Here is a 13,865-nt window from a genome sequence, read left to right as displayed (position 1 = left end):
CGCTTCTTCAGGGCCTCCAGGCGTACGGCGGGGCGACCGTCACCTCGGTCGCGGACTGGACCCCACCCCAGTCGTCGGAGACGAAGCCGTAGTGCGTATTGCTCGACTTCGACGAGGCGACGAACTCGACGTCCCCGAGCAGCCGCGCCGTGCCCGAGACGGACTGGCCGTTGCCGAACCAGGCGAGCGGATAGAACGTCGTCTGTACGACCGCCGAGCCGCTCACGTCGAACCCGCGCGCCTGGATGCCCGCTCCGCCTTGCCCGACCAGGCTGAGCGCGCCGATCCGCCCGCCGGTGACGGTGCCGTTGACGATCGTCGCGTGGTCCTCGACGCGGACGTCTCCGCTCACCTCGCCGCCGATGATCCTGGCGTAGGGACCGACATGGACGCTCGCCGGCGTGCCCGAGGGCGCGCAGCCGCCGCCGTTCTCGTGCCTCTCCGTGCCCGAGGGACACGCCTCGATCTGACCGTCCCGGAACCCGGCGGGCCAGGCGCCGTCGAGCTCCACCATGTAGGGATAGCGATGGATGGACGGGTACGTCGGGCCGTCGGATGGATTCGTCCAGACCAGCTTCTTGTATTCGGTCGGCGTCGCGACAACGACCAGGTAGAGGTTCTCGCCCGGGCTGACGCAGAAGCTCAGCTCACCGTCGGTCCCTCGCTGCAGCGGGCTGTAGCGCGCCGTGGTCAGCTCCGGATCCGTGGCCACGAGGCCCCAGCGCCAGCCGGAGCTGGCGCCTTCCTGCGTGACGCCCCGGAACACGACCCGCACGCTGGCCGCGTCCGGCTCGGGGTGCAGGCGCGCGACGTTGTAGCCCCACCGCTGCGGCGCCCAATGGTACGGCGAGACGAAGCGGCGATCCTGCGCCCAGTCCGCGCCGAGCGCCTCGAGCTCCGTGAGCCTGAGCCGCCGCTCCGTGCGCCCTCTCGCCGTCAGGTCGGGCTCGATCGAGCCGTAGGCCCGGCGGTACACGCTCGACTGGTCGCCGGCGTCGGCGGGCGGCGGGTCCCGGTAGTCCCAGGTGATGTTGTGCATCGCCCACTCGCCGAACAGGTCGTTGAGCTGCTCGATGTCCCAGCCCTGGCTCAGCATGAGCTTCTGCCACGGGTCGCGCTGGCCGCTCGGCGCCTGATGGGCCCACATGTCGTTTACGGCGCTGTAGCAGTGCCTGTCCTTCAGGAACTCGAAGAACTGCCAGTTGCAGTAACGGTCGCGTGTGTTGCCGTAATAGAGGTGCGGCATGTTCACCAGCATCTCCGAGCAGTGCACCTCGTCTCGCCAGATCTGGTGCGGCATCCAGTTCGCGTGGCTCTCGAAGATCCAGCAGCCGTCTCCGCCGCACTCCGGGAATGCCTGCGTCGTCGACTGCACGCCGTGCATGAACTCGTGGGCGAGCCCCCAGCGATCCCTGGCGGCGCCGGGGCCGATCCACATCCCCATGTAGCTGATGCCGTCGCGGGTCCAGCCGCCGCCCCAGAGCGGAAAGCTGTTGTCGAAGTGGACCGCGGCCTTCCACTTGTCTTCCGAGCTGCAGTACGGCTCGGGGAAGAAGATGGGGCTGCCGAAGTAGGCGTCCCAGATGCTCTCGAGGGTGTCCGCCGCCGCGCGCGCCTGGTCCAGCGTGATCTCGGTGCTCTCTGGCCAGTAGAAGGCGAAGTGCTCGGACTCGTGGCGCAGCGGCGCGCGCGTCTCGCCGCCGTCGCGCGGCGCGGTCCAGGTGCCCGCGGCGCAGCTCACCGGGGTGCTCTGGCAGCTCGTCGCCCAGGCCGTGGTCGTCGTGCCGTCCTGGCAGGCGCCGGGGCTGTCGCTGCCGCCTGTGCCGGTCGTCGCGCCGTCCGGGGGCGCCGTGCTGCCCGTCGAGCCTCCGGTGTTCGCGGCGCTGCCCCCCGTGCCGGCGGCGCCTGAGGTAGCGGCCGCGCCGCCGCTGCCCGATGTCGGCTCGGGCGCGCGCTCCTCCGCCGCCTGACCGCACGCGGCGAGGAGCCCGCTGACGAGGAGCAGAAGGCCTGTCGCGCGCCGCCGCTCCCGCGGCGCGCGGAGGGTGTGCCGGGCGCCCGCTGGCGCGTGGAACGAGCCCGAGCCGCCGGGGCGCTCCGGGGCGGCGTGACCGTGCTCCGCCCGTGGATCATGAGCCTGGTTGCGCATGCTGCATTGTCGTTCTGTGCGCGTGGGCCAGGCAAAAGAAATCATGGCCTCGCGGGTCGGACCCTCGATGTGTTGAGGCCGCCGAGGTCCGGAGGCCCGGCGGTCCGGCGCTTGGAGGAGGACCCGACATCCGGAGCATGGAACTGCCTATGGTTTCTTGGTATCTCGTGTCCTGGGTCCTGCCTTGCTTTACCGGAATTACCGCGGCACCGCCCGCGTGAGGACACGCGCCCGAGGGCTCGTGCGAAGTACCTGAGGGTGGCGATGCACGCGCTGGACCTGGTCGAGGATCGGTTCGAGATCGAGGTGCTCGCCGGCTCCGGCGGGATGGGCGACGTCTACCGTGCGCGCGACCGGCTATCGGGGGACGCGGTCGCGCTCAAGGTGCTGCAGCGATCGAGCGTGCGCGACGCTGTGGAGCGAGCGTCACGGGCTCCGGATCCGCCTTGCGCCGCTGCCGCGGCGTGCGAGCGAGCGGCTGGTGCGGGAAGTGCTCGCCGACGCCGTGGGGGACGAGCAGGTGGAAGCGCTCCTCGCGCGCGCCGAGGGCAACGCCTTCGTGCTGGAGGAGCAGATCCGCGCGGTCGCCGAGGGCAGGGGCGAGAGATGCCCGAGACGGCGCTCGCGATGGTGCAGGCGCGGCTCGAGGCGCTGGGGATCGAGGAGCGGCGCGTCCTGCGCGCGGCGAGCGTCTTCGGGGAGACGTTCTGCAAGGGTAAAACAATTCGGAGACGCAGAAATAATCTACTATGATTTCGGATAGTTGGATGCTATGCCGGCAGCAGTGATGGCGAACGCTGGCAGGTAGGGCGAAGGGCGGCCACGTGGACCCTGGGGGCGCGGCAAACCGGTCCTGGATGATGCGAGGCGTCACCGGCGCGGCTTCGGAGCGCCGCTCCCGCGGGGGCACGGGCCAGGGCAGTGCTCGATGGGCCCGCCCACTTACGCCGCAGGAGCACGCCCGCTGGTACGGCACCTGCGCGGCGGAAGCGCATGCCCCTGTTGCCGATCAGGTGGGAGCCGGAATGTGACGACGTCCAGCGATCACACCCGAGCGCGTAGGACGCCGGCCCATCGAGCACAGCAGCGTGCCCACCGTGCTCGCGTCGGGCAAGATCGCTCCCTCGCGGTACTCGCCGTGCTCGCCGCGATGCGGCTGCGCGCGGCGCCGTGCCGCTCTTCGGCTATCTGCCCTCGCTGCGCCGACGCCAGTGAAGCTTCACGGGCGATGGGCGGAGGGATCCTTCGGCGGGGGATCCTTCCGCCTCCCGGAGCGGCAGCGCGGCCCATCATCGCCCCCCCGCGCGTCGCGGCGAGCTCCTCAGGCTCCGCCGCCCTGGAGCGGCAGCGCGGCCCCTCAGCTTTGATCGCGACTACTCGCTGGGTCGTCCGATGCGCTATTGGCGGCGCAAACTGGGAAACTTGCGGGGACATCGCGGACTGACGATGCGGGCGCAAGCTGGCGCGAAGGCCGGCAGACCGAGGGACCGGGCTCACGGGAGCAGCCGCATGCAACGGGAGGCGAGCTGCGGAGGCGTTGCCAGCAAGAGCCGTTTCACTCAATCGCTGTACCAGCCCCAGCATGCATCATAGTGAGTTCCCCATCCTTTAGACTGGCAGAAGGACTCAGCTCGCGAATTGCACTCCCCATAATCGATCCAATCGTCGGAGCCGACACCTTCGCGCTTATTGTGAAATTGGCAGCGAGTTATACAGTATTGATATGGGTAGCCGCGGCCATTCCACCCCTCGCAGTACCAGGTAAGCGCCTCTTGTGCGGTGCCAACTTCCTCCGCGACTGTATCCGCCTCATGGTTGGCGGAGGCATCCTCATCGGCTGGCGCTCCGATGCAAGCCGCGAATATTACAGACGATGCAAGGCCGATTGCGTAACGCATATGCCTATTCATCTCTACCTCCTTTGGTCTGATGAGCTCGCGTCTGTGGCGCGCCGCTCGGCTGCAGAGCATTCATTAGCAAAGCGGGATCTATCACTTGGCGTGATCTCGTGTCAACACCTTTTAGGCGGACTCAACGGGGCTTTAGTGCTCATAGTCGATTTGTAAAACGGCGGTAACGAACTGGTCGAATGCTACCAGGACGGAAGGGATTGGGCTCTGTACCCGGGGCCATCAGCGCGCGCTCCGCTGGACGCCGCGCAATCCGTAGTCCTCGGCGCCCCTTCAGAGCCATTGCCGCGTTCGGCTATTCGCCTGCTTCGCCCCTATCACTCCGGGGCGTTGTCGATGAGTTCGGACGGATCAAGCGGACCGATATGACGAGCTCATCAGATGAGCTGTTGTCACCGGGGACCGTGGGCGACTGCGCCCTAGCGTTAAGTCTCTGCGGGGGGTAGGTGGGCGGTTTGTCGTGGCCGTCCAGTTTCGGGCGCTACACACATGGTTGACGAACATCCCGCACCGCTAAACGGCCGCCGCGCGGCCTCCTCCTCGCACTGAACAGTAAGATGATTGCCTGTGGCGGTAGGCGGCGCGCTGGGTCGCTGTATGTGGCGGTATGTAGTCGAGCCGGGCCGCCGCCATCGGAGGTCACCTGGCGGCCCGGGGCGCGCACGAGTAGATCGGTCGGCGCCTCGGGCTGCCGGCGGTACCAGAGGAGCGAGCGCACTCGTGCCCACAGGGTGAGGCCTACCGCCGCCGGGAGGTGGCTTTCGCGGAGCCGCATCGACTTGCCGATGAGCAGGTTGCCGCCAAAGACGTCCGGCCGCTATGGGGCGCTGTCGTCTTCCTCGTGGATAGGCCGCACGAGCGCTTAGCGTGGGATGGCCGCAGATGGGTCGGGGTGGTGGCGGTTCAGACATCGTGGCACTGCATGGTTCGGTTCCGTACGCAGTAGCCGTCATGACTGCTCGGAGCTCGTTGCTCACACATCGCTCACACTGAGTATGAGCTCGACTAGGACTGCTGCGTAGATTTTTTAGTAGAGAGCGACCGTCGTACTGGATAGCATCGCCGTTGGCGCTGACAATTAGTCAGGCACTAGCCCCAACGACTCTTTGGAGGATCCTATGCGTAATAGCGCGGTACTATTCTTCGCCGTTGTGTCGGCGTCCTTGCTCCTCGGCTGCGACATCACCATCGTTGCCGCCGAGAACGACAGCAGCGGGGGTGCCGAGAACAACGGCAGCGGGGGCGCCGAGAACAACGGCAGCGGGGGCGCCGAGAACAACGGCAGCGGGGGCGCCGAGAACGACGGCAGCGGGGGCGCCGAGAACGACGGCAGCGGGGGCGCCGAGAACAACGGCAGCGGGGGCGCCGAGAACAACGGCAGCGGGGGCGCCGAGAACGACGGCAGCGGGGGCGCCGAGAACAACGGCAGCGGGGGCGCCGAGAACGACGGCAGCGGGGGCCACGCGCCGGACAGCCCGGCTACCGCGGCCTGCAACATGCGCCTGATGCCGGAGATCGATGTCCACGGTGCGCTCCACATCTCGGAAGATGGTCTCACCGCGAGTTCCTCCAGCAGCGGCGATACCATGCGCGGCAGTGCAAGCCATGTAGGCGGGCGCTGGTATTTCGAGGTCGCCATCGACAGCACCGGGTGGAACTCCCCGATCATCGGTGTGCAAACGGCCGACTTATGGGCGCTCGGTAATGGCGATAGCGGGCTGGGGGCGTACATCCACAGGAGCGGAATGATGTCGAGCTACGATGAGAGCTTCGACACCTCCGGCGGCGAGCCCTACGGCGCTGGTGACGTGGTGGGCGTGGCTGTCGATCTCGACGTGGGCCGCGTCTTCTTCAGCAAGAATGGGGCCTGGATGGACGGCGCAGAGCCGGCCGCGGGTACCGGCGGGAAGGAGGTCATCGTGCTGCCCGGCGCTGGCTCGTACTACCCGGCGTTCTATCTCTCCGACGGAGCGGGCATGACCGTCAACTTCGGCGGCGCGGCATTCGCCTACCCTCCCCCAGCCGGCTATGCGCCATTCGCGGCGGGGCTAGAGGCTGACGCAAGCGAGGATTGCGTTGATCCCGGTCCCGAGGGCGAGCCCGCGCCTCCAGCGCCGATGACGGCCACCTGCGACTCGGAATTCACCAGCTATGGCGCCTCGGAGATCGGCGGCGACGAACTGCACATTATCGGAATTTACCAGTCCAACGGAGACAACACTGCAGAGGTCGACGTTCATGTAGAGCGGCAGGGCAACATTGTTCTCGCCCTCGCCAGCCACGCACCGGTGCGCTTCCGCGTAACGGCCGCTTCGGGCGCGACTATCTCCCGGATTATTCTCTCCAGTGTCGAGCTCTCCTCCGTGAGCGCGCCCGCGGGGATCCCGGTCCAGAGCTACATCTTGGTGGAGTCCGGCGAATGGCTCGGCAGTGGCCACCAATGGCCAGCCTCGACCGGCGGCTCTGACACCCAGGCGCTGGTCCGGTCCGTGGAGTCGCTCACCGGACTCGAGATGAGCAGCTTCGGTGGCTGCTACTACGGCAGATCCTTCACGCTGATCGACTAAACTAAGTCCCCCTCCATTCACTTGCGCCTTCACACCCACCGAGCGCCGCCCATCGCGCGGGCGCGAAGCCCGAGCTTCGACGCCGCATGACCCGAGGTTCTTGGGGCGCCGGTCTCGGCGGGCGTTGAGGCGAACGTGTGCCCGCGGCGCGCTGCCGTGCGTGAAATGCGCTGCAATATGGGGCAATCGCCACGCCACGGGGGCTCGACCAAGGGCGATGGCGGCGGGTCGACGTTGCGGGATGGGACTAACTTGTCTTACCCTCCACGACGCAGCACCACAAGGAGCGCCACAATGAACATCTCTCTTCTTCAACGAATCGTTCCTGTCTTTGCTTGCACCTTCCCCATCGGCGCCCTCGCGGCCGCGTGCGGCTCGACCGACGTGCCGTTCGGGGCCGAAACGAGCGCTGCGCCGATCGTGCCGACGCCACCGCCCGGGCCCGACGGCAAGCTGGCGGGCGTCGCCCCCGGCACCGCGTGTGAGTTCGGTGGCTTCTCGTGGGAGGCCAAGCCCTTCGCCCTCTACCCCGACGAGCAGACATGCCTCGGCGATCAGTGGGTGCGCTACGACGCGGGGCTCGGCCTCTGGGTGGGCCTGACGACCTGCGCGATCGACGAGACGCGCGTCTACCTCGCGGCCTCGCCCGAGGGGACCTTCGCGGCGGCGGCCGACTGGGCCGGGCACGGCCAAGACCACTGCGAGCTGGTCAACGCCGCCTTCACCCTGACCAACGAAGACGACATCACCAGCGGCGGCTGCACCGACTGCTCGACCGGGCCGAACCTGCCGCTCGAAGGCCTGCCCGCCTTCGCCCGCGGCAACCTCGGCGAGCCCTTCAGCTTCGTCGCGGTCACGCCCGAGTGGTCGCACCAGGTCTCGCGCCTGCGTTGCGGCGTCCAGCTCGGCTGCGCCACCTCCCCGCCGCCCCCGCCGCCCCCCCTCGCCTGCGGCGTGCCATACGCTCAGCCCTGGGCCTTTCCGAACAAGCTCGGCTGTAGCGGCGAGGTCTTGGCCGAGCGGAGCATGAGCAACAGCGACGACCCCTTCGAGTGCCAAGCCTTCTGCTCGGCGACGCAGGGCACGACGTGCTGTCACTTCGACTTCGAGAGCGAGGGGCTCTGCCGGGCGACCAACGGCGCGCCCTCGCTCGACTTCGGCACCAGCTACTCGGGCACATCGACCTGCCCGCCAGCCGCCCCCGAAGGCGCCGGCTGCGACCTGCCCGTGCCGCCGGGGCCCGGCGGCGGCGTGTTCGGCGGCTGCAGCGGGGCTACGTTGGCCGAGTGGCCGCTGTCGCTCGCCGACGGCGCCGCCGGTTGCCAGGCCCTCTGCAACGGCGTCGAGGGCGCCCGCTGCTGCGAGGCCACGTTCGGCCGGGACACGTGCCGCGCGACCGACGGCGCGCCCCTCGCTGACGACGGTAGCGATTGGTCGACAGGGGCCGCGGCTTGCGGCGCGGCGACGTCGCCTCCGGCGGGGCTCACGTGCCAAGTGGGCCGCTGGAACGCCCCGGCGACGAGCTGCACGGGCAACGTTCTCGCCTCGGGCAGCATGGACAACTTCGATGACCCCGAAGAGGCGGGGCGGCGTTGCGCCAGCGCGGGCGTCGCGGGCTCGTGCTGCATGTACCACCTTTACGGCGACGGGAGTTGGTTCCTGACCGACGGCGTGGCGCAGAGCGGGGGTCGCGATTGCGGCGATGGCAGCAGCTGCTACGCTGGCGGCGCCTGCTCGAGCACCCCCTCGCCCGCACCCGGGGCTTGCGGCGTCCCCGCCGGTCGCGGTTCGGGCGGCGAAGAAGACATCGGCTGCGACGGCAACGTGCTGGCCGAGCAGAGTATGAACAACAGCGACGACCCCGTCGAATGCCAAGCCTTTTGCGAACGCATCGCCGGGGCACGCTGCTGCCACTTTGATCTGGGCAGCGTAGGGTTCTGCCGCGCGACCGATGGGTCCCCGTCGCTCGAATACGGCGCGGGCTGGTCGGGCGCCTCGGTTTGCGCCGCGCCCTGACGCGGTCGCCGCGCGCGGGTGAGACGCCGTAAGCTCCCGACCAACGCCATCGTGATCCTCCGTGCGGAGCCGGCTACCTGTTCCATCGCAACGAAGGAGGAAGAGATGGCGACGAGGGTGGAGTGGACCGAGCGTGTAGAGCGATGAGCAGGTAACCGGCCACGTTAAGGCGATAGGCCTCATCCTTGTCGCGCTCGTCCGTAGAGCTCGTCAGCACCAAAACCAGCATGCTCTTGAGCGCGGGGTCGGCACGCACCTGCCGCAGCAGTTCCATGCCGCTCATTCGGGGCATCACCAGATCGAGCAGAACCAAGTGTCGACGTGCATCGGAAACCGCGGAAATTTGAGCGCGGGATTTTGAGCTCCACCCGCGGCTCGGAGCCCCCGTCGGAGGCCCGCTTGCCCATCACCCGAGGTTCCGCCCCGGGAGGGCGGAGCGTGGGTCAAGGGCGGCGCAGCCGGCTCGCGTAGCGAGCGCACCCTTGACCCGCGCGAGCACTCCCGGATGCTGACTGCGCGGTGGGCCGACTTCACCGATTTTCTTCACCGAGTTTCCGCGCAAGTACGAGCTCACCAACATCAAGCGCCGCTTCGCCGGCACCTGGTCGCCCCGCAGCAAGGCAAGCGCCTCGACGCCGTCGTGGGCGATCCACAACGAAAACGCCGCCGTAATCCCTCGAAGCGCTCGCTGCACGCCCATCACGTCGTCCTCGTCGTCTTCCACGAGGATGATGTTCAGAGTTTTCGCCTCCATCTGTGCCGTCTGCCTCCTGTGGCTCTTCGCCATGACGCACCGGGAGTGAGTCGATGTCCACCGGGTTGGCGCAGCCAGCTCGGCGGGGTGGCCGTGGAGGTCGACGCTCGTCGCAACACGTCGGTGATTGGTCAAGAGAAATGGCTCGTGGTGCCGCGGTTTTCCGGCGGAGACTGTTCGCCAACCAGTTGGCTGATGAACACTCCCACCGCGTAGCCGCCTGTGCACCTGCGCAACACCACCGCGGCGAAGCCCTCGAGCAGTGGCGGGGGCCGCGGGATGGTCGGGGCTGCGGGGCCTGCGGAGCCCCATCGGACGATCCGTAGCCGGTCTCGTGGCAGCCCGCCGATGGCGCCGCGACGTGCGGTGCTCGCGGCCGGCGCGGACGCGAGCGCGACGTCGTGCGGCTCCAGGCGCGTGAGCGCTAGTTCCGCCCGCCTGAAGTTCTGCCGCGGTTCGTGGACCAGGACGCCGGCCGGTAGGTCCAGTGAAAGGGCTGGTCGGTCTGGTTATGCCAGAGCATGTAGGCGTAGAGCGCCTCACGAAGCTCGTCCTTGGAAACGAAGGAACCACGAGCAAGAACGCGCGCGTGCAGGATCGAGAAGGCGCACTCGATCTGGTTCAGCCACGAGGCGTGCTTGGGCGTGAAGTGGCGCTTCCACCGAGGGTGTTCGTCGAACCAGTCGAGCACGTCGTCCGTGTCATGCGCGGACAGGTTGTCGCAGATAATGTGGCCGTCGCCTTCGGGGTAGCAGGCATCGACGACGTTGAGCAGGTCCACGAACGTCAGGCTGTTGTGGTCTTCGGAGACGAAGCCGAACAGCTTGCCCCGACGGACGTCGAACGCGCCCATCAAGGTCAGCGTGCCGTGGCGGATGTACTCGAACTCCCGACGCACCGGCTGCCCTGGTCGCATCGGCAGATCGGCGTAACGGCGTTCGAGGGCTTGCATGCCGGTCTTTTCATCGAGGCAGATGATGTGCTCATCGGTCGGCGTGTCGTAGTAGACGTGCAGCACGTCGTCGCGCTTGTCGCGGAACTCGTCGTCCTGCGACGTTAGCCACATTTTTTGCCGGTGGGGCTGCAGGGCCGCCCGGCGCAAGATGCGCCGGACCGACGACTCGCTCGCCTCGATCCCGTTGCGCAGCACCTGCGCGCTCAGCAGAGCGCAGGACCATTGCGTGACGGGAACCCCCGCGTCCTTTGGTGGACGACAGGCCTCGGCTTCTACCCGCGCACAGTCGGCGGCCGAGAGAGAGAGGGCGGACGCCCTGACCGCGGGGCATCCGCAAGCTTGCTCTCCGGAGCCGGACCGCGAAACCGCGCACGCCAGCGCTGAACGGTCCGGGGATGGACGCCGAGAATCTTGGCGACATCGCCCGGCGTTACGCCGTCGGCCATCAGCAGCAACGCCTCGCCCCGCCGCACGATGCGCTTTTCCGTCTTGTCCGGACGCAGGGCCGCCTCCACCGTCGTGCGCTGGTCTTCCGACAGCGCGAGCGGCACGGTGCGCGGCCCCGGGTGCGATCGGCCTGCCCAGGGTGCGGGATTGATCATGCTCCCGGGCTAGCGGAGCCCGGCATCTACGGCCAAATTTCTGGCGGCCGGAACTAGCTGATCAGCGACAATTACTTCTGCCGCCTGACGACAACTAGATTTGCCGGTGGTGGCGGCCGTGCGGACGGCCTGTGCGACGGTGCGGAGCGGAGGGCTCCGGCCGGGTGCCGGGGCTCGAGGAGCCCGGATGGTCAGCGACAGGCAGGTCCGCGTGCTGAGGAAGAAGCGGATGGAAGGCAAGACGTTGGAGGCGGCTGCGGCGGCCGCCGGGATGAGCGAGAGGACGGCGCGGACGTGGCAGCGCGGGCCGCTGCCTTCGGAGACGAAGCAGCCGCGGGCGTGGCGCACGCGACCGGACCCGTTCGCGGAGATCTGGGCGACGGAGGTCGAGCCGCTGCTGGTCGCGGACAAGGAGGGCAAGCTGGAGGCGAAGACGATCTTCGACGACCTTGTGCGCAGAAAGCCCGGCGTGTTCGAGCCCGGACAGCTACGCACGCTCCAGCGGCGCGTACGGGAGTGGCGCGCGCAGCACGGGCCGGAGAAAGAAGTCTACTTCCCGCAGGAGCACACGCCGGCGCGCATGGCGTCGATGGACTTCACGCACGCCACGGAGCTCGACGTCACCATCGCCGGCGTGCTCTTCGTGCACCTGTTCTTCCAGCTCGTGCTCGCCTACAGCGGCTGGCGCTTCGTCGAGCTCGCGTTCGGCGAGACCTTCGAGGCGCTCGTCAAAGGCCTGCAGGGCGGGCTGTGGGCGCTCGGCGGGGTGCCCGACAGGATCCGTCAGGACAACCTGTCAGCGGCGACCCACGAGCTGGTGAAAACGGGCGGGCGCACGTTGACCCGGCGGTTCGCCGAGGTGGTCGAGCACTACGGCTTCCAGGCCTCGCGCATCCAGCCCGGCGAGTCGCATGAGAATGGAATCGTAGAGAAGGCACATCACCTGCTCAAAAGCGCGCTCGCTCAGGCGCTCTTGTTGCGAGGCAGCCGCGACTTCCCGACCGTCGAGGCCTACATGGCATTTGTCGGGCGCGTCGTCGAGGAGAAGTTTCACAAGGGCCGTGAGGCGCTCCTCGCCGAGGAGCGCGCCGCGCTCAAGCCGCTGCCCTCGTGCCGCGTGCCCGAGTACACGCGCGTGGTCGTTACGGTCCGCAAGTGGAGCACCATCCCGGTCGCGGGCCGGATCTACTCGGTGCCTTCGCGGCTCATCGGGCATGAAGTGGAGGCACGGCTATTCGCCGATGCCGTCGAGGTCCGGTACGCCGGCAAGGTGGTCGAGACGATGCCGCGGGTGCGCGGCGAGTGCGCGCATCGCATCGACTACCGCCACGTGGTCTGGTCGCTGGTGCGGAAGCCGGGGGCGTTCGCGGCGTATCGCTACCGCGAGGATCTGTTCCCGTCGCTGGTGTTCCGGCAGGCCTACGACGCTCTCCGCGAGCGCCGCGGCGATCGCGCGGACGTGGAGTACGTGCGCGTGCTGCACCTGGCGGCGAGCACGGGTGAGCGCGCGGTGGAACAGGCGCTCTCGGCGTTGCTCGAGCGCGGCGAAGCGTTCGACTACGCGGCGGTCAAGGCGCTGGCGCAGCCGGAGACGCCGGCGATACCGGCGCTGCGCATCGGCGCGCCCGACCTGGGCCAGTACGACGCGCTGCTCGCGGCCGGAGGTGGGTCATGAGCGCCGCGACGTACACGCCCGAGATGGGCGCGCGGATCACGGCGCTCTTGTCGGAGTGGAAGTTGCCCACGGCGGCCGGCGAGCTGGTGCGAAGGCTGGTCGCTGGTGGGCACGGCGAGGCGCTCGGCATCGTCGCCGAGGTGCTGGAGCTCGAGGCCGCGGGGCGCAAGGAGCGGCGCACCGACCGGCTGCGGCGCGCCTCGAAGCTTCCGCCGGGCAAGACGTTTGACACACTCGACAAGACGCGCGTGCCGCAGTCGGCGCTGCTGCGGGTGCAGGAGCTATCACGGGGCGACTTCGTGGATCACGCCGGCAACGTGCTGCTCTTCGGCATGCCCGGCGTGGGCAAGAGCCATCTGGCCTGCGCGCTCGGCCACGCGCTGGTGGACGCGGGCAGGAGCGTGCTGTTCACGCCGACCTACCAGCTGGTGCAGCAGCTTTTGGCAGCCCGGCGCGACCTGAGCTTGCCACGGGCGCTGCGGGCGCTGGACGTCTTCGACGCCATCCTGCTCGACGACCTGGGCTACGTGCAGCAGACCGCGGACGAGGCGGAGGTGCTCTTCACGTTGATGGCCGAGAGGTATGAGCGCCGGAGTCTGATCATCACCAGCAACCTGGTCTTCAGCGAGTGGGACCGGATCTTCAAGACGCCGATGGCGACAGCGGCCGCGATCGACAGGCTCGTGCATCACGCGACGATCATCGAGATCGAGCGCAAAAGCGTGCGGGCGGAGGAAGCGAAGAAGCGCAACGCAGGCAAGAGGAACAGCGAGGACGACGGATGAGGGAGGCGGCGACGGTGCGCTGCGAGGGGGTGGGGCGCGGGGCGCGTCGGGGCACCGCATCGCCGCTGCGGACGCGCGGCCGCGGTGTCGATGGCGTGGGCGCGAGAGGCATGGACGGCGAGAGAGCGGAAGGAGGACGGGGGAAGGGAACGGCCTCGGCACGCAGTGACGGGCCCGGGGACGCGGGAGCGCGTCGGGGCACCGCGTCGCCACGGCGGGCTCACGGCCGAGGCCTCGATGGCGTGGGCGCGAAGGAACGGGATGCGGGCGGAACGACAACTACGGCGGAGGTGACGACAACTACGCGAGGAGCGAGCGCGCGAGGGAGCGGCGGAAGCAGGACGGGGAACACGACGACAATTACGGCGGAGGTGACGACAACTACGCGAACGGGATCCCGAGGGGCGGAGCGGAACGGCGAGAGGAAGGACCTGGCCGCAACCGGCAGAAAT

The 13,865-nt window shown here is 68.6% G+C and carries 9 protein-coding genes and 1 pseudogene; 5 read left to right on the top strand and 5 right to left on the bottom strand.

Annotated features, from left to right (window positions below):
* Nucleotides 1-7: 7 nt before the first annotated feature.
* Entirely contained in the window at nucleotides 8-2,149 is a 2,142-nt protein-coding gene (locus tag WME85_RS32190) for a DUF6055 domain-containing protein (RefSeq protein ID WP_437826901.1), read from the bottom strand.
* Between the two features lie 412 nt (nucleotides 2,150-2,561).
* On the opposite strand from WME85_RS32190, the pseudogene WME85_RS32185 reads away from it, so the two are divergent.
* From WME85_RS32185 to WME85_RS32175, 3 genes and pseudogenes are all read left to right on the top strand, one after another.
* Nucleotides 2,562-2,866: pseudogene (locus WME85_RS32185) on the top strand (hypothetical protein); the annotation flags it as partial.
* Nucleotides 2,867-5,177: 2,311 nt separating this feature from the next.
* Complete coding sequence (locus tag WME85_RS32180; protein WP_437826899.1) at nucleotides 5,178-6,626, top strand: SPRY domain-containing protein; 1,449 nt, start codon at nucleotides 5,178-5,180, stop codon at nucleotides 6,624-6,626.
* Nucleotides 6,627-6,920: 294 nt separating this feature from the next.
* Nucleotides 6,921-8,642: a hypothetical protein gene (locus WME85_RS32175; protein ID WP_437826897.1), complete on the top strand. Its 1,722-nt coding sequence runs from the start codon at nucleotides 6,921-6,923 to the stop codon at nucleotides 8,640-8,642.
* A gap of 73 nt (nucleotides 8,643-8,715) precedes the next feature.
* Here WME85_RS32175 and WME85_RS32170 read toward each other — a convergent pair whose 3' ends face one another.
* The 4 genes from WME85_RS32170 to WME85_RS32155 form a co-directional block, all read right to left on the bottom strand.
* A complete protein-coding gene (locus WME85_RS32170; RefSeq protein ID WP_437842407.1) occupies nucleotides 8,716-8,985 on the bottom strand; it encodes a response regulator in 270 nt (89 codons plus the stop codon).
* 63 nt (nucleotides 8,986-9,048) lie between these two features.
* Nucleotides 9,049-9,396: a hypothetical protein gene (locus tag WME85_RS32165; RefSeq protein ID WP_437826895.1), complete on the bottom strand. Its 348-nt coding sequence runs from the start codon at nucleotides 9,394-9,396 to the stop codon at nucleotides 9,049-9,051.
* Nucleotides 9,397-9,820: 424 nt separating this feature from the next.
* The gene (locus WME85_RS32160) at nucleotides 9,821-10,729 is read right to left on the bottom strand and encodes an IS630 family transposase (RefSeq protein ID WP_437842383.1); all 909 of its coding nucleotides are present in this window, start codon (nucleotides 10,727-10,729) and stop codon (nucleotides 9,821-9,823) included.
* Entirely contained in the window at nucleotides 10,624-10,953 is a 330-nt protein-coding gene (locus tag WME85_RS32155; RefSeq protein ID WP_437826894.1) for a helix-turn-helix domain-containing protein, read from the bottom strand. The genes WME85_RS32160 and WME85_RS32155 overlap by 106 nt, the downstream gene beginning before the upstream one ends.
* Before the next feature lie 187 nt (nucleotides 10,954-11,140).
* Between WME85_RS32155 and istA the strand changes: the two genes are divergently transcribed.
* Nucleotides 11,141-12,628: an IS21 family transposase gene (gene istA, locus WME85_RS32150; RefSeq protein WP_437826892.1), complete on the top strand. Its 1,488-nt coding sequence runs from the start codon at nucleotides 11,141-11,143 to the stop codon at nucleotides 12,626-12,628.
* The gene (istB, locus tag WME85_RS32145) at nucleotides 12,625-13,413 is read left to right on the top strand and encodes an IS21-like element helper ATPase IstB (protein ID WP_437826890.1); all 789 of its coding nucleotides are present in this window, start codon (nucleotides 12,625-12,627) and stop codon (nucleotides 13,411-13,413) included. Before istA ends, istB begins: the two co-directional genes overlap by 4 nt.
* Nucleotides 13,414-13,865: the final 452 nt, after the last annotated feature.

Origin of the sequence: Sorangium sp. So ce1153, from assembly GCF_051521595.1 — a bacterium.
Lineage (GTDB): Bacteria > Myxococcota_A > Polyangia > Polyangiales > Polyangiaceae > Sorangium.
This window is presented reverse-complemented; position numbering and strand designations above follow the sequence as displayed.